The following is a 24,772-nucleotide window of genomic DNA, read 5'->3' on the forward strand; positions in this document are numbered from 1 at the left end:
GACCTCCCATGGTTGACGTCTCCACGAGCATCGCTATCGACCGGCCACGTTCGGTGGTGGCCGGCTACGCGATGAACCCGCTGAACGCTCCAGCGTGGTACCGGAATATCCACTCGGTGCGCCGGCTGGATCCCCATGGCTTCGGCCTCGGATCACGCACCGCCTTCGAAGCCAGGTTCCTTGGACGGAAGCTTTCCTACACCTACGAAGTCACCAGGTTCGCGCAGAACGAGGAACTGGTCATGGCCACCGCGCAGGGCCCGTTTCCCATGCGCACCACCTATCGCTTCGAAGCGATAGGGCCAACGGCGACCCGGGTCCACCTGCGCAATGACGGCGAGCCAACTGGCTTCGGCAAACTGGCCGGCCCGCTGATGGAAATGATGATGCGGCGAGCCAATATGGCTGATCTCCGGGCGCTGAAAAGCATCCTGGAGAAAGACTGAGGACCAGCGGCGAACACCGCGGATACCTTGCCTGTGGCATCGTGTCCGCGGTGTTCGCGCGTCACTGACCTGAGCATTCCCGATTGCTCCAGTTCTCGACTTGACGTTAAGTGGATCACACCCCAGACTGGTACACGTGAACCTGTCTGACAGCTGGACACCCGGACAGCAACCGATCGAACGACGATCCGCTGCCGAAGGCGTCTTCCATGCACTCCGCCTAGCCATTGAAGCCCAGGAAATCGCCATCGGCGCGAAACTGGGATCCGAAGCTGCCCTCGCGGCCGACTACGGCGTGAGCCGCTCGGTCATCCGCGAAGCGCTGCGCTCCTGCGCGGCCCTGGGCCTGACCCGCACCGAAACCGGGCGCGGCACCTTCGTGGTCTCCCACCGGCCCACCCGCGAGCTGAAACTGGGCACGTTCTCCTCCGACGACCTGCACGAAGCCCGTCCGCATATCGAGATCCCGGCTGCCACCCTCGCCGCCACCCGGCGCACCGCCGAGGACCTGGAGCGGATCAGCGGGCTGATCGAGGCGATGGAGCAGGAAGACGACCCGGCAGCCTGGGTCGAGCTGGACGCCGCCTTCCATGCCGCGATCGCCCAGGCCAGCGGCAACTCGGTGTTCTCCAAGGTCGTCGCGGACATCCGCGAGGCCATGGCCCGCCAGTCCGAGACCGTGAACCTGGTTGCCGGCCGCCGGTCGCCGTCGAACTCGGAGCACCAGGAAATCTACCAGGCCATCGCCGCCCAGGACCCGCAAGCGGCCAACAATGCGATGGCCAAGCACCTCAATGCGGTGCAGCAAGCAGTATCCACCATAGTCAGGAGCAAGAAGTGACCCCCGCCGATCCCCAGACCCTGCGCGCTTCGCTGGTCGTTGAGGCACTGCCGCAGCACGAACCGCTGGTCATCGCCACCCGCGGCGAGGCCGTGGAGTCCATCCACTACGGCTCGGCCGTGCTGCTGGATCCCGCCGGCTCCATCGCCGCCAGCCGCGGCGATGCCCAGGCCGCGTTCTACCCGCGCTCGGCGCTCAAGCCGCTGTTCGCCGTGGGCATGCTGCGCGCCGGACTGCAGCTCGATGACCAGCAGCTGGCCTTGGCCTCGGCCAGCCACTCCGGGAGCCCGCGCCACCTGCAGGTCGCCGAATCCACGCTGGCCGCCGCCGGCCTGGACCACACAGCGCTGCGCAATTCCACCGACCTGCCCTACGGCATTGCCGAGCGCCAGGACTACCTGGCCGCTGGCGGCAAGGCCACCACGCTCGCGCAGAACTGCTCGGGCAAGCACGCCGCACTGGCGGCCCTGTGCGAGCTCAAGGGCTGGGACACCGCCAACTACCTGCACGACGAACGCCTCCTGCAGCTGCTGCAGGACACCGTGGAGGATCTTTCGGGCGAACAGATCTCCGGGGAGAGCACCGACGGCTGCGGCACCCCGGTCTACCGGATGACCCTGGCCGGATTGGCCCGCGCCTTCGGCAAGCTGGCCAGCGCCGCGCAAGGCACCGCCGAGGCACGCGTGGCCGCGGCAATGGCCGGCTACCCGGAACTGGTAGCCGGCGTCGGCCGCGATGTCACCGCCCTGATGCGCGCGGTGCCCGGCTCCGTGGCCAAGGACGGTTTCGAGGGCATCCAGGCCGTGGGCCTGCCCGATGGCAGCGCGCTGGCCGTGAAGATCGCCGACGGCTCGGACCGCGCCCGGATGCCGATCACCGCCAAGCTGCTCGCCGAGCACCTGGGCTCCGAGGCCGCATTGGCCCTTGAACCGCTGGCTACCAGCCCGGCCTTTGGCGGCGGTGCGCCCGTGGGCCTGCTGGCCGCACTGTAATTTTTTCCGTTCCAACCATTTCAACGAATCCTGGAGAAGAATCCACCATGCCTGAAACCTTGCTCAGCGGCCAGACCCGCAGCGAGCATGACCTGATCGGCGACCGCGATATCCCGGCGGATGCCTACTGGGGCGTGCACACGCTGCGCGCCAAGGAGAACTTCGACATCACCGGCACCGAGCTGTCCGGCAACCCGCACCTGATCCGCGCATTGGCGCGCGTGAAGCAGGCCGCGGCGCGTGCCAACCACGAGCTGGGGCTGCTGGACGCCCAGCGCGCGAACGCCATCGACCAGGCCTGCGAGGCCATCGCCGGCGGGGCGCTGCATGAGCAGTTCATCATCGACCCGATCCAGGGCGGGGCCGGCACCAGCACGAACATGAACGCCAACGAGGTCATCGCCAACCTGGCGCTGGAAATCATGGGCCATGCCAAGGGCGAGTACTCCTTCTTGCACCCCAACGACCATGTGAACCTCTCGCAGTCCACCAACGACGCCTACCCGACCGCGGTGAACATCGCCACGCACTTCGCCACCCAGCCGCTGCTGGCAGCCATCGAGGTGCTGCAGGATTCGTGCATCGCCAAGGCCGCCGAGTTCCGCACCGTGGTGAAGATGGGCCGCACCCAGCTGCAGGACGCCGTGCCGATGACCGTGGGCCAGGAGTTCCGCGGCTGGGCCGTGACCCTGGGCGAGGACCGGGCGCGGCTGGAAGAATCGCTGTGCCTGGTCACCGAGATCAACCTCGGCGCCACCGCCATCGGCACCGGGCTGAACGCCCCGGCCGGCTATGCCGAGGCCGCCTGCCGCCACCTGCGCGAGCTGACCGGCCTGCCGCTGACCACCAGCCCGGACCTGATCGAAGCCACCTCGGATGTGGGCGCCTTCGTGCACCTCTCGGGCGTGCTCAAGCGCGTGGCGCTGAAGATCTCCAAGATCTGCAACGACCTGCGCCTGCTCTCCTCCGGTCCGCGCGCGGGCCTGAACGACCTGCAGCTGCCGGCCGTGCAGTCCGGCTCCTCGATCATGCCCGGCAAGGTCAACCCGGTGATCCCGGAAGTGGTCAGCCAGATCGCCTACCAGGTGGTGGGCCACGACTTGACCGTGACCATGGCCGCCGAGGGCGGGCAGCTGCAGCTGAACGCCTTCGAGCCGGTGATTGTGCACTCAATCGGGCTCTCCCTGAAGCACCTGGCCAACGGCTGCCTGACCCTGGCGCACAAGTGCATCGACGGGATCACCGTGGACGAGCAGGCGCTGCGCCGCGAGGTGGAGAACTCCATCGGCCTGGTCACCGCGCTGAACCCGCGGCTGGGCTACGCGGCATCCACCTCGGTGGCCCTCGAAGCGCTGCACACCGGGCGCGGCGTGGCCGAGCTGGTGCTCGAACGCGGCCTGCTCTCGGCCGAAGACCTCAATGAGCTGCTCTCCCCCGAGCGCCTCGCCAACCTCACCGACTAGATCCGAGGAATCATATGGATAATTCCACTCCGCACGCCACCGCGGCGCACGTCCCCGATGCCGCGCTGACGGCCGGCGACAACGATTACCACAAGGGCCTGTCCTCCCGGCAGATGCAGATGATCGCCATTGGCGGCGCCATCGGCACCGGGCTGTTCATGGGTGCCGGCGGCCGGTTGGCCGAAGCCGGACCGGGCATTGTCATCAGCTACGCAGTCTGCGGCTTCTTCGCCTTCCTGATCCTGCGGGCGCTGGGCGAACTGGTCATGCACCGCCCGTCCACCGGTTCCTTCGTGTCCTACGCCCGCGAGTTCTACGGCGAGAAGGCGGCCTTCGCCACCGGCTGGCTGTACTGGCTGAACTGGGTAATGACCGCCATTGTCGATATCACCGCGGTGGCCCTGTACATGGGCTTCTTCGGCAAGTACGTGGGGTGGATCAGCTCGGTGCCCCAGTGGCTCTGGGCGCTGCTGGCGCTGGCCGTGGTGCTGGCCATGAACCTGATCTCGGTCAAGGCCTTCGGCGAGATGGAATTCTGGTTCGCACTGGTCAAGGTCGTGGCCCTGGTGGCCTTCCTGATCATTGGCTGCTACTTCGTCATCTTCGGCACGCCGCTGGCAGGACATGAGGTCGGCTTCTCGCTGCTCAGCTCCAATGGCGGGCTGCTGCCCAATGGCCTGCTGCCGGTGCTGGTGCTGATGCAGGGCGTGGTCTTCTCCTATGCTTCCATCGAGCTGATCGGCACCGCCGCGGGCGAAACGGAGAATCCGGAAAAGGTCATGCCCAAGGCGATCAACACCGTGATCATCCGCATCGCCGTATTCTACGTCGGCTCGCTGGTGCTGCTCTCGCTGCTGCTGCCCTACACCGCGTACAGCGCCGGGGAATCGCCGTTCGTGACCTTCTTCGGATCCATCGGCGTGCAGGGCATGGACGTGGTGATGAACCTGGTGGTGCTCACCGCGGCGCTGTCCTCGCTGAACGCCGGGCTCTACTCCACCGGGCGCATCATGCGCTCCATGTCATTGAACGGCTCGGCGCCGAAATTCGCCGGGCGGATGAACAAGGCCGGGGTTCCCTACGGCGGCATCGTGATCACCGCTGTGGTGGCCGTGTTCGGCGTGGTGCTCAACGCCGTGGTCCCGGCCAAGGCCTTCGAGATCGTGCTGAACTTCGCGGCCATCGGCATCATTGCCTCCTGGGGGATGATCGTGCTGTGCCAGATGGCGCTGGTGAAGTCCGCCAAGCGCGGCGAGCAGCAGCGCCCCGGCTTCCGGATGCCGCTGGCTCCGGTCTCCGGCTGGGTCACCCTGGGCTTCCTGGCCCTGGTGCTGGTGATGATGGCGTTCGATAATCCCATCGGCACCTGGACCATTGCCTCGCTGGTGGTCATCATCCCGTTGATCATCGGCGGCTGGTACCTGTGCCGCGGACGAATCAACGAGATCGCCAAGGCGCGGCTGCACAACGAGCAGCCGGCCAACCAGCGGTAGCAGGATCCCGGGACCGGCCCGGAAGCAGCCCCGCGCTGCTTCCGGGCCGGTCTTTTCTTGCGTTCCGGGCTTGGCCTAGCCCTTGGCCGGCTGCACGCTGAGCAGGATTTCGCGCACCAACGCGTATTCCTGGGTATCCAGGAACTGCTGCGCCTGCTGCTTCACCGGGTCATCCGGGACGCCGTGGTCTTCCAGATAGTCCTCTTCGACCCACATCATCGGCGACTGCTCGCCGACCTTGAAGAAGTTCAGATCCGGGTTCTCATTGCGCTGGGCGAGCACTTGGTCATCGACCAGGGCAATATCGAACCCGGAATCCTTCTCGCCATCTTCCTGGCTGGTCGATTCCCAGAACTCGGCAATGAGGCTGGCGGGATGGAAGCCGGTGCCAGCTCCGGGGTCCGGCAGCTCTTCGCGGTCCAGTAGCTCCCGCTCGTACAGCGACATGTCCCCATCCGGCGAGGTTGCCGTGGTGGGGATCAGCGTGAGCACATGCTTGCCCTGCGCGTCCTTGATCTCCCATTCATCCCATTCGGTGCATTCACCCTCGCAGTCATCCCCGGTGGCGGTCCACTGCTCCGGGGTCATGAACTGGATGCCATGCACTTCATGCTCCTGGCTCAGCTCGGGCGCCGCCGTGCTTGGCGCATCCGGGCTTTCGGCGCCTGGCGATGGGCTGGATTCGGGACTCGAAGCCTCCGGCGAGCTGGCACTTGCCGATGGCGATGCGCCGCTTGGCGCAGGTTCCTGGCTGGGTGTCGAGTCCGGCTGGGCTCCCTGGCAGGCAGCCAGCATCAGGGCTGCTGCGCACATCATCGGGAGCGCGCCGAGACGGGTTCTGGCACGGTTCATCTTTTCCAACTCCTTGATCCATGATCCGGTCATGCAGCTGACATCGCGAGCTCCCCCATTGAATTCATCCTCCACTCAATTGCAGGTTTTTCCAATGGCGGCGGCATCACGCCTTGGTTGCAAGTTGTCCCGATCTTGTTGCCGATGCCGGGTAATTTTCGATTTCCGGTAGTGCCCAGCCGCGAACAGTGGCAAGATATGTGAAGTGGAACACTCTAAGCATTCATTTCATAATTTAGATTCATTTATCGGCCTGGGCCGCCTCGGCGGCCTGGCGCTCTCCCCCGACGGCACCAAGCTCGTCACCACCCTCAGCGAACTTTCCGAGGACGGGACGAAATACGAAAGCGCCCTTTGGTCGCTGGATCCCAAAGGCGAAGCACCAGCACGCAGGCTGACGTTCGGCGAGCACGGCGAATCGCAACCGCAGTTCACCGCCAACGGCGACCTGCTCTTCGTGGCCAAGCGCTCGTCGAAGGAAGACGCCAAGGCCGAAGGCTGGATCCTGCCGGTAGCAGGAGGCGAAGCCCGCTCGGTGATTTCCCACCCTGCCGGGGTGCAGTCCTTGCGGATCTGCCAGCAGTCCCCGCAGACCATCGTGCTGCGCACCTCGGCTTTCTCCCGCGCCAAGGACCTGGACGCCGAAGCGGCACTGCGCACCGGCCGCAAGGACAAGAAGGTCTCGGCGATCCTGCACACCGGCTACCCGGTCCGCTACTGGGACGAAGATCTGGGCCCGTCCACCCCGCACTACTACACCGGGTCCCTGCCGGGCCTGCAGGACGCCACCAGTACCCAGCTCACCGACCTCACCCCGGGCATCGGCGCGAATCTGGAGGATACCTCCTACGACGTTGCTTCCAATGGCAGTTTCCTGGTCACCGAATGGCAGGTTCCCGAAGGCCGGGCTTCCTCAGCCCCGGGAGTGATGCGCATCGACCTGCACACCGGCGCCCACGAAATGCTGCTGGCCCCCGACGACACGTACGAATATACGCTGGGCAAGATCAGCCCGGATTCAACCCAGCTGGCCTACGCCCGCTGGGAGCGTTCCACCGCCGATACCGCCCCGGTCTTCGAGTTGTGGCTGATGGATCTGGCCGACGGCGCCACCCACCGGATCGCCGCCGGCTGGGACCGCTGGGTCAATGACCTGCAGTGGGTTCCCAACGGGCGCTCGCTGCTGCTGACCGCCGATGACAACGGCCACGCCCCGGTCTTCCATCTGAGCCTGTACAACGACAAGATCACCCGGCTCACCGATGACGGCGCGTACACCGATCTGGCCATCAGCAGCGACTCGCGTACCGCCTACGCGCTGCGTTCCAGCTACCTGTACCCGGCCGAACCGGTAGCCATCGACCTGGCGCATACCGGGGACCTGGAGCAGGGCGAATTCGCGGCCTTGACCGAACTGCGCTCCCCGGTCTCCCGCCCTACCCTGCCCGGAACGCTCACCGAGGTCTCAGCCACCGCCGAAGACGGGTCGAACATCCGCGCCTGGCTGGCCCTGCCCGCTACCGCTTCTGCCGCCGACAAGGCGCCGCTGCTGCTGTGGATCCACGGCGGGCCGCTGGGCTCGTGGAATGCCTGGAGCTGGCGCTGGAGCCCGTGGCTGCTGGTGGCCCAGGGCTATGCCGTGCTGCTGCCGGATCCGGCCCTGTCCACCGGCTACGGCCAGGAGTTCATCCAGCGCGGCTGGGGCCGCTGGGGCCAGGAACCGTACACGGACCTGCTGGCCATCACCGATGCCACCGAGGCGCGGCCGGACATCGATGAAACCCGCACCGCCGCCATGGGAGGCTCCTTCGGCGGCTACATGGCCAACTGGGTGGCTGGGCACACCGACCGCTTCAAGGCCATCGTCACCCACGCCAGCCTGTGGGCGCTGGAAGGCTTCGGCAAGACCACCGACGCCGCGTTCTACTGGACCCGCGAGATGAGCCCCGAAATGCGCGAGCAGAACTCGCCGCATCATTCGGTGGGCAGCATCGTCACCCCGATGCTGGTCATCCACGGCGACAAGGACTACCGGGTGCCCATCGGCGAGGGCCTGCGCCTGTGGTACGAGCTGCTAGCCGATTCGGGGCTGCCCCAGAAGGAAGACGGCAGCACCGAGCACCAGTTCCTGTACTTCCCGGATGAGAACCACTGGGTGCTGTCCCCGCAGCACGCCAAGATCTGGTACCAGGTAGTCACCGAGTTCCTCTCCCAGAAGGTGCTGGGCAACGCGCCGCAGGAACTGCCCGAGCTGCTGGGCTAGAACCGCGCAGTGCCGGACTGCCGGGGCGGAGTCATTGCCGCCCCGGCAGCTGGACTTCCGCCGGCGCATCCCCGCCGGCACCGCGGCTGGCCAGCACCAGCGCCTTGGCCCGCCGCGACACATCGGCATCGCGTTCGCCCAGCAGCGCTACCAGCCGGGCCAGATGCGCCGCACGCTGGGCATAGCCTGCGGCAAGCCGCTGGCCCAGGGTCATCGAGGATAACTCCTGGGCTTCGCGCCAAGCCATCATCAAGGCCCGCTCGAACAATCGCTGCCCTGCCTCGTCCGCATTCGGGGCCGCGGTCGCGCCGAGCACGGCCACCGCATTGATCTGCGAATCCTCCAAGCCCATGGCCAGCTCCTCCAGCTGCCGGCGCGAATGCTGGACGGACCGCGAGCCGCGGGAGAACCGGGTCAGCTGCGACGTCGCCCCGAGCAGGTACTGGAGGACCTGGACCACATTGACCACCGTGAAGAACAGCATGAACACGAGCATCCAGTACAGCAGCGAGGTGCTGTAGTCCGGCTGCTCGTACCCGGCCTGCTTGAGCACCACGGCGAAGTCCTCGGCCGCGCTGGCAGCTTCCATGGCCGGATAGTTCGACTCGTAGATGCTTCCATGCTCCCACCCGCCGGTCGTGCCCCAGGAGGCGGTGCCGCTGATGACTGCCCCCGAGATCAGCCCGGGGACGATTCCCTTGCCCTCGTCGGTGATCAGCAGCGGGATGATCGTCAGGTCCTCGGGCAGCTCGCCGTTGGCCGGATCCGCGCGATCGGAGTATTCGTCCTTGATCCGCAAGATCGCTGTGCGCACGCTCTCGGGCGTCGAATCACGGTATTCCGAGCCGTCGAAGTGCTTGAGTTCCAGGTAAGCTTCGGCATCGCGCACCGCAACCAGGATCTGCTGCGGGGTGTCGAAGTCCTCTTCCATGTACCGGCGGATCTCGGCCTCGTCGACCAGCTTTCCCTGGTCATCGATGTCAAGTTCCATCCCCCGTCCGGACCCCTCATGGGTGCGCCCGGGCTCGTTGGCTACCGACGACACGATGAGCCCCGCGGCGATCAGGCTGCCCAGCAGCAGGGCAGAGAGCAGCCCCGCCGTCCACGCCCGGCGCAGCTTGGGCGGTTCATCGCCCTGGGTGCCCACGGTGCCGGCGAACTTGGCCAGCGCGCGCCGCCAAGCACCGGGCTCGCGCGGCATGCCGTCTGCCTCGTGGTCGGTCTGAAGCGTATCGCCGAGAATCCCGCGTGCCAGCGAGTTCGCCGTGGCGATCTGCGCCAGCGCACCCTGCTTGGATACCGGCGGCAAGCCCAGGCTGGAGCGCAGCTCATTGTGCTGGGCGCCGATCTGGGGCACCGGCTGCTGCAGGCCCCGCGGATACCGGCGCAGCCGGGCAGCGATCTTCCCGGCGAGCTTCGCCAGCCGCCGTTCGGCCTCGGCCCAGCGCTCGATGGCGGTGCGCTGGCTGGTATCGCCATGGGCGGCATTGAGCAGTTCGCCGAGGGCACTGCGGAAATCCGCCAGGTCCTTGCCGGCCACCATGGTGCCCGGGGCGGTGTCCAGCCGGATCAGCAGCGCCGTGGCCGCATCGTTGATCGGGCTGCTGAGCTTGTCGAAGGTGGATCCGGTGCCAGCCAGGTGCGCATGCACCGAGCCGGCGCCCATCAGCGAGTCGGCCAGTTCCGTCAGCTTGCGCGTGTCGGCCTCGAAGGCCGCCAGCTGCTGCCCGGTGCTCTGCTCCAGGCATTCAGCCCGGGTGAACAGCGAGCGCACCAAGGGCGCTTCGCGGCGGGCGGCATCCAGGGACAGGGATTCGAGCTGCCGCCACGCCTTGGTGAAGCCGGCAGGACGGCGCGATTGCTCGGTGGCCTGGTAGGTCGCTTCCAGTGCTTCGAGGTCAAGGAGCACGCGGGCCAGCTTGCGCTGCGCCGCGGCCAGCCGCCGGTGGCGCGATGCCCACCGCGAGCGGTAGCGCAGGGCGCTGGCCAGGAACGCGGCGGTGAGCATGGCGCTCGCACCCACGGCCGCGAACCAGAAGATCGCCGAGCTGCTGGGCGAATCGTCCAGCAGCACGGCGGCAGTATGCGCGGCGGCCACCGCCGCCTTGGGCCCATGGCCTACCGAAACGTTCTTGGTGAAGGCGTGCTCGATGTCGAAGCGCAGGTCGGTATGCGCGTCGTCGGATGCTGCAAGGCTGCGGTCCAGGCCCACCCCGGCGAAGCGCTGATCAGCGTCGCTTAGCCCGGGATCCCTGTTCTCCATCCTGGTCGAGACGATGATCTGGTTTTCCGGCACCTGCCCGCGCAACAGTTCATCACCCGTGAGCCAGCGGTCGGTGATGACCAGCTCCAGCGGGGCCGTGGCACGCACCGGGTGCCGGGCCAGCTCGGCGTCCACCGCCTGCTGGGTGATGTTGAAGCCGTTATCGCCGCGGACCACCACCTGGACCTCGTAGGGGTCCGGGACGTTGGCTGCCTGCACGGCCAGCACCGCGCGCACGCCCAGCGCGGTGGTCACCAGCGCCATGATGATGGCGGCGATGGCAGTCCAATGGAAGGGGCGGTGCAACCGCCGCCCGGTGGAATCGTGCATCAAGCGGGCCGGCATCAGCGGGTCCCGCTTCCTGGCGCGAAATTCCGGAGCACCGCGATGGGATCGTCCTCCATCGGATCGGTTTTCCGCTGCGCGCTTTCCATCGACTCGCCCAGGCCGTGGGGAATCTTCAGCCTCGCCTGGCCGGCTTGGGCCAGTGCATCGTGCAAGACGCCATCGAGTTCGTCGCGCAGTTCCCACAGCCTGTCCAGGATCCCCGGGGCCGTATCCGCGCCGCTACTCCTGCGGCTCAGGCGGGTGTGCAGCAGCTGCAGCTCATCGGTATGCGTGATGATCACGGTGCGCGCGGCCTGCGCGCAAGCCAGTTGCCCGGCACCGGGAAGATCGAGGAACAGCGCCAGGTCCTCCAGCCGCGCACGGTGGTATTCGAAAATCCGGTTCCAGGACTCGCGCGAATCCCGTGGCCGTGCCGTGAAGGCGTGGGCCAGCTGCACCGCTCCGCGCAGCAGCGAGAGCTCGTGCTCGCGGTCGCGCAGCTGGGCCAGCTGCGCTTCGGAGACCTGCTGCGGCTGCAGGGAATCCGGGGCCATACCCAATGCGCGCCAGGCCCCTGGCTGGGAGCCGGCCCGTTGCCTTTCAAGTTCTGCCATGACCTGCGCCAAGCGGCTCTCCCGCGTCAGGCCGGGATCGGGCACCGGATGGCGGTCCAGGTAAATGCTTGCCCGCTGGATCCGTGATTCGAGCAGCTCGGCCTGCTTGTTGCGATCGGCGGCGGCTGCCTGCCGGGCCTTGCGGCGCTTGGCACGCCAGGCCCATGCGAGCAGGAACGCAACGGCGGCGGCGAGCGCGCCCACGGCGATCACCTTGGCCAGTGTCCGGTCCGGCGGTGCCTGCAGCTGCTGGGTGGTGGCCAGCGCGACGGCGGTGATCCCCGCGGTGTAATCCCCGGCGGCGAACTCGCCCTGCCCTGCCTCCAGGATCCGCTGCTGGCTTCCCGGTGCGGTTTCGCGCACGTCGCGCCCGGGAACCACGGCGATTTCCACCGGATCCCCGGCTTTCTCGGGAAGCATCACGCCGATGGCGATCCAGCCTTCCCCGACATAGCCCAGGGTCTTTCCGTTCTCCAGCCAGTCATCGCTCAGCGCGTCGCTGTCGCCGAACATCAGCATCCCGCGCACCAGCTGCCCTGCTCCCTTGAGGTTGTTGGGTTCCTGGTCCACCCCGAGCAGGATCTTCGCATCCTGTTCGCCCACAGCCTGCCGGACCTGGTCCATGATCCGTTCCGAATCCACCTCATCGAGTGCCGCATCGGTGACTGCCAGGTAGAAGTTGCCTTCCTGCGAGGTCACCGACGGGATGAGGACGGTGCCTTCATCTGCGGAGTCATCGTCGGGCGTCGCCGAGGGGTAGACCGGAGCCGTGGCCTCTGGCTGAGTTGGATCCGCGGCTGCCTGCGCCGGCACGGCACCCAGTCCCAGGCCCAGCCCCAGGGCTGCGAACAGGCCCGCGAGCAGCAGCTTGCCGGGGTACTTCAGGTCGGTGCAACACGTGCGGTTCATGGGAACAACTGTATCAACAGGGGTTTGAATAACCCTGCTCAAGGAACATTTCGAACCGCGGGGACGACACCGCCCCGCGCAGATCCCCGAAAGGTTCTGCGCGGGGCGGTGGGCTGCCTCGCTGGCCCGGGAGCCCTTAGTCCAGCAGCATCGCCGGTTCCTGAAGGATCGATGCCACGTCGGCCATGAAGCGGGCCGAGAGGTCGCCATCCACCACGCGGTGGTCAAAGGATCCGCCCAGGGTGGTGATCCAGCGCGGGACCACTTCGCCGTCGATGACCCATGGCTTCTGGCGGATCGTGCCGAAGGCAACGATGGCTACTTCGCCCGGGTTGATGATCGGGGTGCCGGTGTCGATGCCCAGCGCGCCGATGTTGGTGATGCTCAGCGAGCCATCGCGCATGTCCTCGGGACGGGTCTTGCCGGCACGCGCGGTGGTGGCCAGATCGTTCAGGGCGATGGCCAGTTCCTTCATGTTCAGGTTCTGGGCGTCCTTGATATTCGGCACCAGCAGGCCGCGCGGCGTGGCTGCCGCGATGCCCAGGTTCATGAAGCGCTTCTGGTGGATCTCGGCGCCGTTTGCGGTTTCCACCCAGCTGGCGTTCACCGAAGGGTTGCGGGCCGCCGCCCAGATCACGGCACGGGCCAGCACCAGCAGCGGCGAGACCTTGATGCCCTCGAAGTCGCGGGACTTCTTCAGGCGCTGCACGTATTCCATGGTTCGGCTGGCATCCACATCCACGAAGATCGAGACATGCGGTGCAGTGAAGGCCGAGTCGACCATGGCCTTGGCGGTGGCTTTGCGCACGCCGCGCACCGGGGTGCGTTCCACGCGGGCATCGGCCAGCTGGCCGTGGGCCCAATAGGTTGGCGCCGCTGCATGCTCGGCTTCGCGCTGGGCCTGGTAGCTGTTGACGTCTTCGCGGGTGATCTCGCCCTGGTTGCCGGTGCCCACCACGTCGTTGATGTCGATGCCCAGCTCCTTGGCCAGCCGGCGTACCGGCGGCTTGGCCAGCACGCGGTCCACGAAGCTCGCCACCGCAGGCTTGCGGCGGTCGACTTCGCGGGTCACCGCGGTACCCAGGGACTGCGCGCGGCGCGAGATGGTCTCGGCCAAGGCGGAGCCGGAGGCGCGCACCGCTGCGGTTCGCGCACCGGCCGTCGAAGGAGCGGGGCGGTTGGTGCGTGCCCGGCGCACCGAGGCATCAGCGGTGGGGCCCGATCCGACCAGCGGGCCGGGTTCCTCCGAGGCCTGCGGTGCGGCGGTGCTCAGGGCTTCGGCTGCTTCGGGCACGCCGGTTGGAGGTGCCGCGTTGCCTTCTTCATCGATGGTGATCAGCGGGTTGTCCACGAGTACGGTATCGCCCTCGGCCGCGTGCAATGCGGTGACCACCCCGGCGAAGGGGCAGGGCAGCTCGACCAGCGACTTCGCGGTTTCGATTTCCACGAAAATCTGGTTGACCTCAACGGTGTCGCCCACCTTGACCTTCCAGGAGGCGATATCCGCTTCGGTCAGGCCTTCGCCCACGTCGGGGAGATTAAAGACTGTCATTACTACTCCTTGGATTCCGCTTAGTAAGCGAAAGACCGGTCGAGGGCTTCAAGCAACTTGTCGATGTCCGGCAGATACTGGGACTCCACCTTGGAAATCGGGTAAGGCATGTGGAATCCGCCCACGCGCAGCACTGGGGCTTCCAGCGAGAGGAAGGCGCGCTCGGTGATGCGGGCCGCGATTTCGCCGCCCAGGCCGCCGAAGGTCGGCGCTTCGTGGGTGACAATCAGCCGGCCGGTCTTCTGCACCGATTCGGTAATGGTGTCGAAATCGATCGGCGACAGCGAGCGCAGGTCGATGACCTCGATGGACCGGCCATCTTCCAGCGCGGCATCAGCGGCAGCCAGGGCGATCGGCACCAGCGGGCCGTAGGCGACGATGGTCGCGTCGGTGCCCGGCCGGACCACCTGCGCCTTGAAGGCATCCAGCGCCGGGGTTTCGGTATCGACCTCGCCCTTGAGCCAGTAGCGGCGCTTGGGCTCGAAGAAGATCACCGGGTCCTGGCAGCTGGCTGCCTGCTGGATCATCCAGTAGGCGTCATGCGCGTTGGACGGGGTGATGATGCGCAGGCCCGCGGTGTGGGCGAACAGCGCCTCCGGGGATTCGGAGTGGTGCTCGATGGAGCCGATGCCGCCGCCGTAAGGGATGCGGATGACTACAGGCGTGGTCAGACGCCCCTCGGAGCGGGCGTGCATCTTGGCCAGCTGGGTGGTGATCTGGCTGAAAGCCGGGAAGACGAAGCCGTCGAACTGGATTTCCACCAGCGGGCTGAAGCCGCGCAGGGCCATGCCCACGGCGGTGCCGACGATGCCGGCCTCGCCCAGCGGCGAGTCGATGACGCGGTGCTCGCCATACTTGTCGATCAGCCCGTCGGTGATGCGGTAGACGCCACCGAGGCGCCCGATGTCCTCGCCCATCAGCAGAGACTTGCCATTGGACTCCAGCACCTTGTCCAGGCCGCTGGTAATGGCCTTGGCCAGGGTCATTGTGGTGGTCATTTAGTGCTCTCCCTCAGCCGCATCGGCGAATCCTGCTTCGTATTCCAGATGCCAGGCCAGTTCTTCCTGGATCAGTGGATGCGCTTCGGCGTAGACCTGCTCGAAGGACTTGGCCAGCGGCGGGACAGGGAAGGCCATGGCGTCTTCGCGGACCTTGGCAGCCATCGCATCAGCGTCGGCGGCCAGCTGCTCGAAGTAGGCGTCGTCAACCAGGTTGTTCTCGCGCAGGTAGGTTTCCAGGCGGATCAGCGGGTCCTTCGGGGCCCACTGGGCCTCTTCTTCGCTCATGCGGTATTTGGTTGGATCATCGGCGGTGGTATGCGCGCCGAGGCGGTAGGTGACAGCCTCGATGAGGACCGGGCCCTTGCCGCTGCGTGCGTGTTCCAGCGCCCAGCGGGTGACCGCCAGAACGGCCAGCACGTCGTTGCCATCCACGCGCACTCCCGGCATGCCGTAGCCTGCGGCGCGGTTGACCAACGGCACCTTGGACTGGACCTCGAAAGGAACGGAGATCGCCCACTGGTTGTTCTGGCAGAAGTAGACCACCGGTGCGTTGAAGGAGCTGGCGAAGACCATGGACTCATGGGTTTCGCCCTCGGTGGAGGAGCCATCGCCGAAGTAGGCGACTACGGCGTTGCCCTCCTTGGCGCGACGGGCTTCATCCCAGCCGTGCTGTTCCATGTTCAAAGCCATTGCATAACCGGCGGCATGCGGCATCTGCGCGGCAAGCACCATGGTGTACATGTGGAAGTTGTTTTCCCGGGGATCCCAGCCGCCTCCGGAGATGCCGCGGAACAGGCGCAGCATTTCGGAGAAGGACACATCGCGGGTCAGTGCCACACCGTGCTCGCGGTAGGTGGGGAAGATGTAGTCGCTTCGGCGGGTGGCACGGCCGGAACCGATCTGCGCCGCTTCCTGCCCGCGCAGCGGGACCCAGAGGCACAACTGGCCCTGGCGCTGCAATGCTGTGGCCTCTTGGTCGAATCGACGGGTCAATGCCATGTCGCGGTAGAAGCCGCGAAGCATGTCATCATCAACGTCACCCAGATACGCATCGTACGTTCCATGGGACTGACGCTGGCCGTCCGGAGTCAGGATCTGAATCAGATCCGGCTCCGTCGCCTCGGTCGCAGCACGCGTCATTTATCATCCTTCGGTCATAAATATGCCCCACACGGAATACATTCCGCATGGGACATATACGGCTTGTCTAATTTCTAAGCCTATAGGCACTGACCGCTAAAACGCGAGAAATCAGCACCAGTTGCCCCTATGCCAGGTCTAGTGATTCCTTGCACAGATCAATAAAACGATCGTTTGCTTCAACTTCGCCGATGGAGACGCGCACTCCTTCGTTCGAGAAGCCGCGCACCGACAGCGCCACGGCGTTTGCCCGCTCGACGAACTCATCGGTCTTTTCGCCCAGCGGAAGCCAGACGAAGTTCGCCTGGGTGGAAGGAATCTTCCAGCCCTGCCCGGCCAGGGCCGAGGCAACTCGTTCGCGTTCCATGACCAAGCCCTCAACGCGCTCAAGCACCTGGTCGATGTGGGCCAGCGAAGCGACCGCGGCATCCTCGGCCACGCTGGAGACGGCAAACGGGGTGGCCACTACGCGGATGTTATCGGTGATCTCCGGGTGGGCCACCGAGTAGCCCACCCTGAGATTCGCCAGGCCGTGAGCCTTCGAGAAAGTGCGCAGGAGAACCACATTTTCGTTCTCGTTGTAGGTATGGATGCCATCCACCGATTTCTCGTCGCGGACGAACTCGGTGTAGGCCTCATCCAGGACAACCAGCACGTTCTTCGGAACCCGTGCCAGGAAGTCATCGACTTCGGCCTGGCTGAGTACCGGACCGGTGGGGTTATTCGGTGTGCACAGCAAGATGACTGAAGTGTTCTCGTTCACCGCTGCGATCATGGATTCCAGATCGTGGCGCCCGTCTTCCAGCAACGGGATTTCAACGGGCAGCGCACCGGCAGTCTGCACGAGGATTGGGTAGGCCTCGAAGGAACGCCACGCATAGATGACTTCATCCTGGATGCCGTCTTCGTTCTGGCCCGCGAAGGCGTTCAGGATCTGCACCAACGCGCCAAGGGAACCGGCCCCGGTCACGATGTCTTCCGCAGGAACGTCCAAGTACTCGGAAAGTGCTTCGCGCAGCTTGGTCGATAGCGGATCAGGGTAGCGATTCAGGCTGGACTGCTCCACGACCGCCCGATGCACAGCGTCCAAGGGACCGAAGGGAATTTCATTCGATGACAGCTTGTAAGCTCTCGCGCCTTCAATAGGGGCAGGCGGCTTGCCTGCAGCGTATTTGGGCAAACGTGCAACTACAGAGCGTGGCTGCACCTGATCTTGGGTCACCGGGTTCTCAGTCATACCTCAAAGCCTAGCCCTCACTAAGGGTTTAGCGATATCTGCGGTTCATCCTAATCCCAGATTTCTATGCCAAAGTTAAGGCATGAGCTTTCTGATTCGAGTCATCGTCAATGCGCTTGCCCTCGCCGCCGCCGTCTGGATTGTGCCCGGCCTCAAGATCGTCGCGGCCGGCGAAGGTGCAGTAAGCACGGTCATCGCCTATTTGGCGGTTGGCGCAATCTTCGGATTGGTCAACGCCTTGGTCCGTCCGATCGTCAAGCTGTTCTCCTTGCCAATCACCTGCCTCACCTTGGGCTTGTTCACCATCGTGATTAACGCCCTGATGCTCCTGCTGACTTCATGGCTGACGACCTTCACCCCGATTGAACTGGTCATCGAGCAGTTCTGGTGGGATGCCATCGCCGGCACGATTATCATCTCCATCGTCTCTGCGGTCCTCGGATTGTTCGTCAAGAGCGAGAACGAGTAAGCGGTATTCGACGCAGTACAAGAAGAGGACGGCATCCGACAGGTGCCGTCCTCTTTCGTTGATACCCTATTCGCCGGCCCCGATCAGCGTCCCATCTTCTGCCCTGATCCACAGCACCATTCATCAGCACGGTGATACCCGGTGATGCTGATCCGGCCGGCTGGTTGCAGTTCTTGAGCGCTTTAGTGGCGTGGTGCCATGTGCTTGAGCCGCTCCTTGTCTTCTTCCTTCAAGGGCGGACGTTCTTTTTGCTTGCGCTCCAGCTTGAACATGCGGATTTTCAGCGGGGATTCGGGAAGGTAGAACTGCTTCAGATGCTCTCTGATTTCCAGTTTCGGGTCCTCATCGAGTTCCAGGAGGTGGTCACCGTAATTCTTGAGGTGATGCGACGGGCCAAAGAGCCCGTCTTCGGGCAAGATGTCCTGCATGTGCTCGCGCGGACCTGGGAAAGTGGTGGTGTAGTGCTCGCCCTTGCGGGGATTGGGTCCGCCATCGGTGCCGGGCACCATATCTTTTCGGTCTTCTACGGATAGGCTGCGGACATCCTTTGGCAGATCAATAGTGCCGATGGGAGAACCAAGGGTCAGCACCTTGTTCAGCTTGTACTTGCGCTTCAAGAACTTGTTCTTCGTCAGCTGGGCTACGTGAATGCCTCCTTGCGAGTAGCCGGAAAGGATTACTTCATCGCCCTCTTTCGCTCCGCTGAGCCTTAATGCTTCATCGAGCGGTTCCACAAAATTCTCGGATTCCACCCCGAAGCCGTCAGCGATGCCTTCCGGGCCAAAAGGCGAAGGAACTTCGGCGTCATCCTGCGTCCCCGGAAAGAGCGCGATATAAGTATCATCGTCAGCTTCGACGATCATGATCTTTCCGTTGTTCTCCGTGCCTTCGCCCTCCAGCTTTTCGTGCAGCTGGAAATAGCTTCTCATCTTGCCATCCAGTTCAACCGTCTGAGCTGGATCTTGCCCTGCGAGCTCTATTTCGGTATTCCGGTTTGACCCCAGCAGCCGCATAATCCGCGACAGCGACTTGGCGGTACCTTCGATTTGCTCGGTCAAGGTCATATTCGGCGCCAAGGGCCAGTGCGGGATGTAGGACATCAGCAAGCGCAAAAAGGACTCCATGCTTTCCCTCGGCGGACGCCAGCCGTTATCGCGGGTCTTGGATATGAAGTCCCCGACCAGTACTGCGCTGGTGCTTACGAGCATCATCCGTTCAACTGCGGCTTCGGCAACCTCATAATTCCGCATGGCCGCAGAGACCTTTCCGGTAAGTTCGAACGCTGTGATTTCGCCTTCCCTGGCCTGCTGATAGCTGTCTCTGATCAAATCGCCTAGATGCCCGATGCCATAGCCCCTGGCTTCAATGCCTGCCGCCATGCACTGCAGATTCAGGTCCCCCTGGCAACTGTCCGCAGCCTGCGCGGCCCTGAGTAAAGCGTCGGATATGCCATTGATGTCGCGAGCAACCCGCTGGCAGATTTCCCCTGCCTGGGCGTAATCCGGCTCGTTGTAATTGACTTCATATCCCATGGCTACGAGGCCATTCTCTGGTTCATGATTTGCGCTTCGAGGTTTTGGATCTCACGCATGGCAACCCCCAAGTACTCTTCAGCGTTGTTCAGCTCGCCATTGAGCATTTCCAGTCGCTGGCTCAGCTCCTCAACATTGTCTAGAAACGCCTTGCCAGCCTTTGAATTCCAAGTCAATGCCCGGATTGAACCCAACTGTGCGATGGCAAACTTAGTGGTTTTCTGGGCGTCATCGAGCTGACTTGCCACCGTCAGCAGCGTCGCTTGAAACATCATTTCCTTGCTCCGCATCCTTGAGAATTTGTCCACCATCATGGACAGCAACAATGGGGCACCAGCACGTTTGGCGACCGGTTGTGGAAACAGCAGTGAAGTAAAAGATGTGATGTAGCGCCGAGGATGGAAGAATATGAGTATGGCTGAGATTGCGCGCACTTCCCTTGCTAATGAACCACTGGCTTTGACTGCCCTCGACGGACGCTACCGCAGCGCCGTGGCACCGCTGGTCGACTACCTTTCCGAAGCGGCTTTGAACCGCGATCGCGTTCACGTTGAAGTTGAATGGCTGATCCACTTGACCGATAACTCCGTTCTTCCAGGCACCTCCCCGCTTTCTGCGGAACAGAAGGCAGCACTGCGCAAGATCGTCACCGATTTCAACGCTGATTCCGTGAAGGAACTGGCAGAGATCGAAGCTGTCACCGTTCACGATGTGAAGGCTGTCGAGTACTACATCGCTAACCGCCTGGAAGCGATCGGCATTGGCAACCTCAAGCCGCTGGTGCATTTCGGCTGCACCTCTGAAGACATCAATAACCTGTCCTACGCTCTGGGCGTCCAGGGCGGCGTGCAGCAGGTATGGCTGCCGGCAGCCCGCGACCTGGTGGCACAGCTGGCCAAGATGGCCGAGGACTCCCGCGACGTGCCGATGCTCTCGCGCACCCACGGCCAGCCAGCCACCCCAACCACCCTGGGCAAGGAACTGGCAGTTCTGGCGTGGCGCCTGACCCGCCAGCTGGATCGCGTCGAGAAGACCGAGTACCTGGGCAAGATCAACGGCGCTACCGGCACCTATGCTGCCCACTACGCTTCGGTCCCGACCGCGGACTGGCAGCAGATTTCCAAGGACTTCGTTGAGCACCTGGGCCTGGCTTGGAACCCGCTGACCACCCAGATCGAATCCCACGACTGGCAGGCAGAGGTCTACGCAGACATTGCACGCTTCAACAGCATCCTGCACAACCTGTGCACCGATGTCTGGAGCTACATCTCCATCGGCTACTTCGCGCAGATCCCAGTGGCCGGCGCCACCGGATCCTCGACCATGCCGCACAAGGTCAACCCGATCCGCTTCGAGAACGCAGAAGCCAACCTGGAGATCTCCAACGGCCTGCTGAACACCCTCGGTTCCACCCTGGTCACCAGCCGCTGGCAGCGCGACCTGACCGATTCCTCCTCGCAGCGCAACATCGGTACCGCGATCGGCCACTCGGTGCTGGCGATCTCCAACGTTGCCAAGGGCTTGGACCGCCTGTCTGTCGCCGAAGCCGTGCTGGCTGACGACCTGGACCACAACTGGGAGGTTCTCGCAGAGGCCATCCAGATGGTCATGCGCGCCGAGGCTATCGCCGGTGTCGAGGGCATGGACAACCCCTACGAGCGCCTGAAGGACCTGACCCGCGGCCACCGCGTGGATGCGGCCCGCCTGAAGGAATTCGTTGGCGAATTGGGCCTGTCGGCTGAAGCCGAAACCCGCCTGCAGTCGCTGACCCCGGGCAGCTACAACGGCATCGCTTCGCAGCTGGTTGACCACCTGCAGAAGTAGCCCGCACAAGGTAACAGCGCGTTAGACGCAAAATTAGCGGCGCCCGGCCATTGGCCGGGCGCCGCTAATTTCATGCCCTCCCAGTGGGCGGGCTCAATCTCAGCCGTTCACCTACTTAGGGCCTGACCTTCAGCTCCTCGCTCACAGCTTCACGCTGCGGGCTGAACACCCCAGCGCCATGGCGCCAGCGGTAATAGGCCAAGCAGGCAAGGGTGAACGGGACACCGAAGTACAGTGCTGGACGCTGCGCTGGATCAAAAGCCACGCCCACCAGTGAAGCGCCAAGCAGCACCAAGGCGATGATCGGCAGAATCGGGAACAATGGTGCCCGATAGGGCAGGGAATCGGTGGATCCACGCAGGGCAACGTAGTGCCGGCGGGACGACAGATGCGATGCACAGATCACGATCCACACCGCTACTACCGCAAACCCGGCAATGGACACCAAAGCCATGAAGAGCGACTGCGCCGCGATGAAGCTGGAGAACAGCGATACCAGTCCGCCGAGGATCGACAGGCTCAGGGCCAGCATCGGAATGCCCCTGCTGTTGGTCTTGGACAGGGCCTTGGGCGCCTGGCCTGCGGCTCCCATGGAATGCAGCATGCGAGCGCATGAGTACAGTCCGGAGTTGCCTGCCGAGAGCAGGGCGGTGATGATCACGAAGTTCATGATGTCCGCACCGGCTGGCAGGCCGGCGACATCCAGGACCGTGACGAAGGGACTTTCATTCGCGCCCGCCTCGGCAAACGGGATGATTGCGGCTACGACCACGATGGCACCGATGAAGAACACCGCCAGGCGAACCACGGCGGTGCGGATGGCCCGCGGAATGCTCAGCTGCGGGTTCTTCGCCTCGCCGGCCGCGACGCCGATCAGCTCGGTGCCGCTGAATGCGTAGAACACCGAGAGGACGGTGACCAGTACTCCGGTAATCCCCGCAGGGAACAGTCCCCCTTCGGTGCTGAAATTGGACAGGCCAATCGCGCCGGCGTCACTGGCCGGGTTGATGCCGATGATCGTGGCGGCGCCAACGACAATCACCAGCAGCACCGCCGCCACCTTGATCAGCGCAAACCAGAATTCGGTTTCTCCGAAGACCCGCGATGAAGTCGCATTCAGCGCAAACAGCAAAGCAGCGAAAACCAGTGAGAAGACCCAGACGGAAATTGACGGGAACCAACGTTGCATCAGCAGCCCGGCTGCGGTGAATTCGCTGGCCAGGGCTACCGCCCAGCACAGCCAGTAGAGCCACGCCGTGGCAAAACCCCACGCTGGTCCAAGATCACGGGTGGCGTGTGCATGGAATCCTCCTGCCACCGGATGCCGCGCCGACAGCTCTCCCAGCCCGCTCATCACCATGTAGGCCACCAAGGCTCCGACTGCATAGGCCAGCACTGCGCCCAGCGGCCCGGCTTGGGCAATGGTGTATCCGGAGGAAACGAACAGGCCCGAGCCGATCACCCCGCCCAAAGCGATCATCACCAGATGACGCGAGGTCATGGTTCTCAGCAGTCCGGAATCGGCTGGTGCAGTCTCGTTGGTGCTGACGATGCTCTCGGTCATGGGGCTCCTTGTGGAATGAATGCGCTTGCAGGATATCGAGATTGGACGGCAGTCCCGGACGGGCATGTCATCTGTGGTCACACGGCGTCAAGGCCGGTCATCCAAGCACTCGCCGTGTACCCTCGATGACGTGCATATCCCAAACCACCCCAGCAATTTCCGTGACGCATTGCGCGCCGAAGGCAGCCGGCCGATCATCCTCGACGGCGGTCTCGGCACCCATCTGGCCGATCGCGGCAATGACGTGACCGGGCACCTGTGGTCAGCGCAGATCCTCATGGACCGTCCCGAAGAGGTCCGCGCGGCGCACCAGGACTTTTTCGCTGCCGGCGCCCAAGTTGCCACGACCTGCTCCTACCAGGTCAGCTATGACGGCCTGGCTCAAGTGGGCTCTGAGCAGCAGATGGAACAAATGCTGCGCACCAGCGTGCGCCTGGCTAGAGAAGCCTCCAGCGCTGGGAGCGCGGACGCAGCACGCTGGGTGGCCGCCTCGGTGGGTCCCTACGGTGCCGGACCGGGCGCCGGGACCGAATACGACGGCGCCTATCGCAAGACGGCCTCCGAGCTGGCCAACTGGCACCGCAAGCGCTTGGAAATCCTGGCTGATGCCGGTGCCGATCTGGTCATCTTTGAAACCGTGCCGAGCCTGGCAGAAGCAGAAGCATTGACCGTATTGGCTCGGGAGCTGCAACTGCCGGCGTTGCTCAGCCTTGCGGTGCGCGCCGATGACCAAGGCCGAGTGGTTCTGGGCGATGGCACCGATCTGCGAGTCGTAGCCGGAATCGTTCAGGAATCCGGCGTGTGGGACGCAGTCGGCGTGAACTGCTGCCCGGTACCCCAAGCGGTGGCCGCGTTGCAGATCCTGGGAGAAGAAACCGGCTTGCCGCTGTCCGCCTACCCGAACAGCGGCGAAATTTGGGACCACGAAGCTCGTGTGTGGGTCCCAGGAACTGACGGCAATGATCTGCCCGGAGCGGTTCCCGAACTCGTGGCCGCGGGCGCTCGCCTGATCGGCGGTTGCTGCCAGGTCACCCCGGGACAGATCACCCGGGTCCGCGAAGCCATCCAGCTCGGCTAAAGCCCGTCCAGGCACTTCGGCTTCCGCTGAGCCAGCGGCTTGTCCGCAGGCCTGGACAGCGCGCGAAAAAGCCGGCAGCAACTCGCAGTTGCTGCCGGCTTGAGACCAGTTACTTTAGAACTCGAAGTCGCCGAAGTCCCCACCGGCGCCGCCGAGGAAGTCCCCGAACATGCCTTCGGCCTGGCCGCCCAGGCCTTCACCGGCCGCGGAGAGCTGTTCCCCGGCACCGGATACGGTATCGCCCAGGCCCTCGGCCATGGAACCGAACTCTTCGCCAATACCGGCGAAACCATCAAGCAGCGGTCCGGCAATGGCGGTGCCGATGAACGCACCTGCCACGCCGCCGAGCAGGCCGACACCCAAGCCGCCGGCCGCGCCGGCAGCCATGCCCATGCCCCGTCCCCTGCCGCCGGAACCCAAGATCTTGTCCATGAACCCGGGACGCGACATCTCCGCGCGGGTTGCCGAACGGGCCAGGTCCCTTGGATCCTGGCTCATCGGGCGTTCTGCTGGCGGCAACTGCTCGGAGAGCTCATGATGCAGCAGTTCGCGTTGCTGCGGGGTCAGCCGGGCGAAAGCCTCGGCGTGGGCGCGTTCCATATCCTGCGGCGGTGCGGTACGGAGCATGTAGCGGTACTTCTCGATCGCGGCCTGGTCCTCGCGCGACGGTGCCGAGGCCGGCTGGTTGCCGTAGCCGCGCTCGCCGTAGTTCTGGTGCTGCGGCTGCTGCTGGTAGCCGCCGGGATTCTGCTGGTAGCCGCGTTGCTGGTTATTGGAGCCGCGCTGGTTGCTATTGGAGCCGCGTTGGTTGAGCTGTTCCCGGACGTACTCGCCGGCCATTTGCTTGCCCTTGCGCAGCAGCTTGTCGAACATGGACATGGAATTGGCCTCCTAGACGTTGCGGGCGCGGTG

General features: G+C 64.6%; 20 protein-coding genes. 9 read left to right on the top strand and 11 right to left on the bottom strand.

Features of this window, described 5'->3' with window-relative positions:
* Nucleotides 1-8: 8 nt before the first annotated feature.
* The 5 genes from AAZQ98_RS01110 (at nucleotide 9) to AAZQ98_RS01130 (ending at nucleotide 5,235) form a co-directional block, all read left to right on the top strand.
* Complete coding sequence (locus AAZQ98_RS01110; RefSeq protein ID WP_105656226.1) at nucleotides 9-446, top strand: SRPBCC family protein; 438 nt, start codon at nucleotides 9-11, stop codon at nucleotides 444-446.
* 136 nt (nucleotides 447-582) lie between these two features.
* The gene (locus AAZQ98_RS01115) at nucleotides 583-1,287 is read left to right on the top strand and encodes a FadR/GntR family transcriptional regulator (protein ID WP_105656225.1); all 705 of its coding nucleotides are present in this window, start codon (nucleotides 583-585) and stop codon (nucleotides 1,285-1,287) included.
* Nucleotides 1,284-2,279 carry an asparaginase gene (locus AAZQ98_RS01120; RefSeq protein WP_434689212.1) on the top strand — a complete coding sequence of 332 codons (996 nt, stop codon included), beginning with the start codon at nucleotides 1,284-1,286 and terminating at the stop codon, nucleotides 2,277-2,279. Before AAZQ98_RS01115 ends, AAZQ98_RS01120 begins: the two co-directional genes overlap by 4 nt.
* 47 nt (nucleotides 2,280-2,326) lie before the next feature.
* Nucleotides 2,327-3,742, top strand: a complete 1,416-nt coding sequence (locus AAZQ98_RS01125; RefSeq protein WP_332727513.1) for an aspartate ammonia-lyase — start codon at nucleotides 2,327-2,329, stop codon at nucleotides 3,740-3,742.
* A gap of 14 nt (nucleotides 3,743-3,756) precedes the next feature.
* On the top strand, nucleotides 3,757-5,235 hold the full coding sequence (locus AAZQ98_RS01130; RefSeq protein ID WP_105656223.1) for an amino acid permease: 1,479 nt from the start codon (nucleotides 3,757-3,759) through the stop codon (nucleotides 5,233-5,235).
* A 75-nt stretch (nucleotides 5,236-5,310) separates the two neighbouring features.
* Here the strand turns inward: AAZQ98_RS01130 and AAZQ98_RS01135 are convergent, their stop codons facing one another.
* Nucleotides 5,311-6,087: a hypothetical protein gene (locus tag AAZQ98_RS01135; protein ID WP_434689214.1), complete on the bottom strand. Its 777-nt coding sequence runs from the start codon at nucleotides 6,085-6,087 to the stop codon at nucleotides 5,311-5,313.
* Nucleotides 6,088-6,292: 205 nt separating this feature from the next.
* Here AAZQ98_RS01135 and AAZQ98_RS01140 point away from each other — a divergent pair, with 205 nt between their 5' ends.
* A complete protein-coding gene (locus tag AAZQ98_RS01140; protein ID WP_388023310.1) occupies nucleotides 6,293-8,350 on the top strand; it encodes a S9 family peptidase in 2,058 nt (685 codons plus the stop codon).
* Between the two features lie 31 nt (nucleotides 8,351-8,381).
* On the opposite strand, the gene AAZQ98_RS01145 is transcribed toward AAZQ98_RS01140, so the two are convergent.
* The 6 genes from AAZQ98_RS01145 to AAZQ98_RS01170 all read right to left on the bottom strand — a co-directional run bounded on the left by AAZQ98_RS01145 (nucleotide 8,382) and on the right by AAZQ98_RS01170 (nucleotide 17,393).
* Nucleotides 8,382-10,958, bottom strand: a complete 2,577-nt coding sequence (locus AAZQ98_RS01145; RefSeq protein ID WP_400341284.1) for a hypothetical protein — start codon at nucleotides 10,956-10,958, stop codon at nucleotides 8,382-8,384.
* Nucleotides 10,958-12,463, bottom strand: coding sequence for a hypothetical protein (locus AAZQ98_RS01150; RefSeq protein ID WP_434689216.1), 1,506 nt, complete (start codon nucleotides 12,461-12,463; stop codon nucleotides 10,958-10,960). The genes AAZQ98_RS01145 and AAZQ98_RS01150 overlap by 1 nt, the downstream gene beginning before the upstream one ends.
* A 136-nt stretch (nucleotides 12,464-12,599) precedes the next feature.
* Nucleotides 12,600-14,015: a dihydrolipoamide acetyltransferase family protein gene (locus AAZQ98_RS01155; protein ID WP_434689218.1), complete on the bottom strand. Its 1,416-nt coding sequence runs from the start codon at nucleotides 14,013-14,015 to the stop codon at nucleotides 12,600-12,602.
* A gap of 20 nt (nucleotides 14,016-14,035) precedes the next feature.
* Nucleotides 14,036-15,013, bottom strand: a complete 978-nt coding sequence (locus AAZQ98_RS01160; protein ID WP_133834092.1) for an alpha-ketoacid dehydrogenase subunit beta — start codon at nucleotides 15,011-15,013, stop codon at nucleotides 14,036-14,038.
* Nucleotides 15,014-16,156 carry a pyruvate dehydrogenase (acetyl-transferring) E1 component subunit alpha gene (gene pdhA, locus AAZQ98_RS01165; RefSeq protein WP_434689221.1) on the bottom strand — a complete coding sequence of 381 codons (1,143 nt, stop codon included), beginning with the start codon at nucleotides 16,154-16,156 and terminating at the stop codon, nucleotides 15,014-15,016. It abuts the gene before it with no gap.
* A gap of 127 nt (nucleotides 16,157-16,283) precedes the next feature.
* Nucleotides 16,284-17,393, bottom strand: coding sequence for a histidinol-phosphate transaminase (locus AAZQ98_RS01170; protein ID WP_434689222.1), 1,110 nt, complete (start codon nucleotides 17,391-17,393; stop codon nucleotides 16,284-16,286).
* A gap of 82 nt (nucleotides 17,394-17,475) precedes the next feature.
* Between AAZQ98_RS01170 and AAZQ98_RS01175 the strand changes: the two genes are divergently transcribed.
* A complete protein-coding gene (locus AAZQ98_RS01175; RefSeq protein ID WP_105656214.1) occupies nucleotides 17,476-17,862 on the top strand; it encodes a phage holin family protein in 387 nt (128 codons plus the stop codon).
* 182 nt (nucleotides 17,863-18,044) lie between these two features.
* On the opposite strand, the gene AAZQ98_RS01180 is transcribed toward AAZQ98_RS01175, so the two are convergent.
* Together AAZQ98_RS01180 and AAZQ98_RS01185 are read right to left on the bottom strand one after the other, a co-directional pair.
* The gene (locus tag AAZQ98_RS01180) at nucleotides 18,045-19,394 is read right to left on the bottom strand and encodes a hypothetical protein (protein ID WP_434689225.1); all 1,350 of its coding nucleotides are present in this window, start codon (nucleotides 19,392-19,394) and stop codon (nucleotides 18,045-18,047) included.
* Between the two features lie 2 nt (nucleotides 19,395-19,396).
* On the bottom strand, nucleotides 19,397-19,828 hold the full coding sequence (locus tag AAZQ98_RS01185; protein WP_133834095.1) for a hypothetical protein: 432 nt from the start codon (nucleotides 19,826-19,828) through the stop codon (nucleotides 19,397-19,399).
* On the opposite strand from AAZQ98_RS01185, the gene purB reads away from it, so the two are divergent.
* On the top strand, nucleotides 19,809-21,218 hold the full coding sequence (gene purB / locus AAZQ98_RS01190; protein ID WP_434689227.1) for an adenylosuccinate lyase: 1,410 nt from the start codon (nucleotides 19,809-19,811) through the stop codon (nucleotides 21,216-21,218). The two genes, AAZQ98_RS01185 and purB, sit on opposite strands and share 20 nt — an antisense overlap.
* A 115-nt stretch (nucleotides 21,219-21,333) precedes the next feature.
* On the opposite strand, the gene AAZQ98_RS01195 is transcribed toward purB, so the two are convergent.
* Nucleotides 21,334-22,782, bottom strand: coding sequence for an amino acid permease (locus AAZQ98_RS01195; RefSeq protein WP_434689228.1), 1,449 nt, complete (start codon nucleotides 22,780-22,782; stop codon nucleotides 21,334-21,336).
* A 130-nt stretch (nucleotides 22,783-22,912) separates the two neighbouring features.
* Between AAZQ98_RS01195 and mmuM the strand changes: the two genes are divergently transcribed.
* Entirely contained in the window at nucleotides 22,913-23,860 is a 948-nt protein-coding gene (mmuM, locus tag AAZQ98_RS01200; RefSeq protein ID WP_434689230.1) for a homocysteine S-methyltransferase, read from the top strand.
* Between the two features lie 114 nt (nucleotides 23,861-23,974).
* Here the strand turns inward: mmuM and AAZQ98_RS01205 are convergent, their stop codons facing one another.
* Nucleotides 23,975-24,739 carry a hypothetical protein gene (locus AAZQ98_RS01205; RefSeq protein ID WP_434689232.1) on the bottom strand — a complete coding sequence of 255 codons (765 nt, stop codon included), beginning with the start codon at nucleotides 24,737-24,739 and terminating at the stop codon, nucleotides 23,975-23,977.
* Nucleotides 24,740-24,772: the final 33 nt, after the last annotated feature.

The sequence above is a fragment of the Glutamicibacter sp. Je.9.36 genome, assembly GCF_051129975.1.
Classification (GTDB): domain Bacteria; phylum Actinomycetota; class Actinomycetes; order Actinomycetales; family Micrococcaceae; genus Glutamicibacter.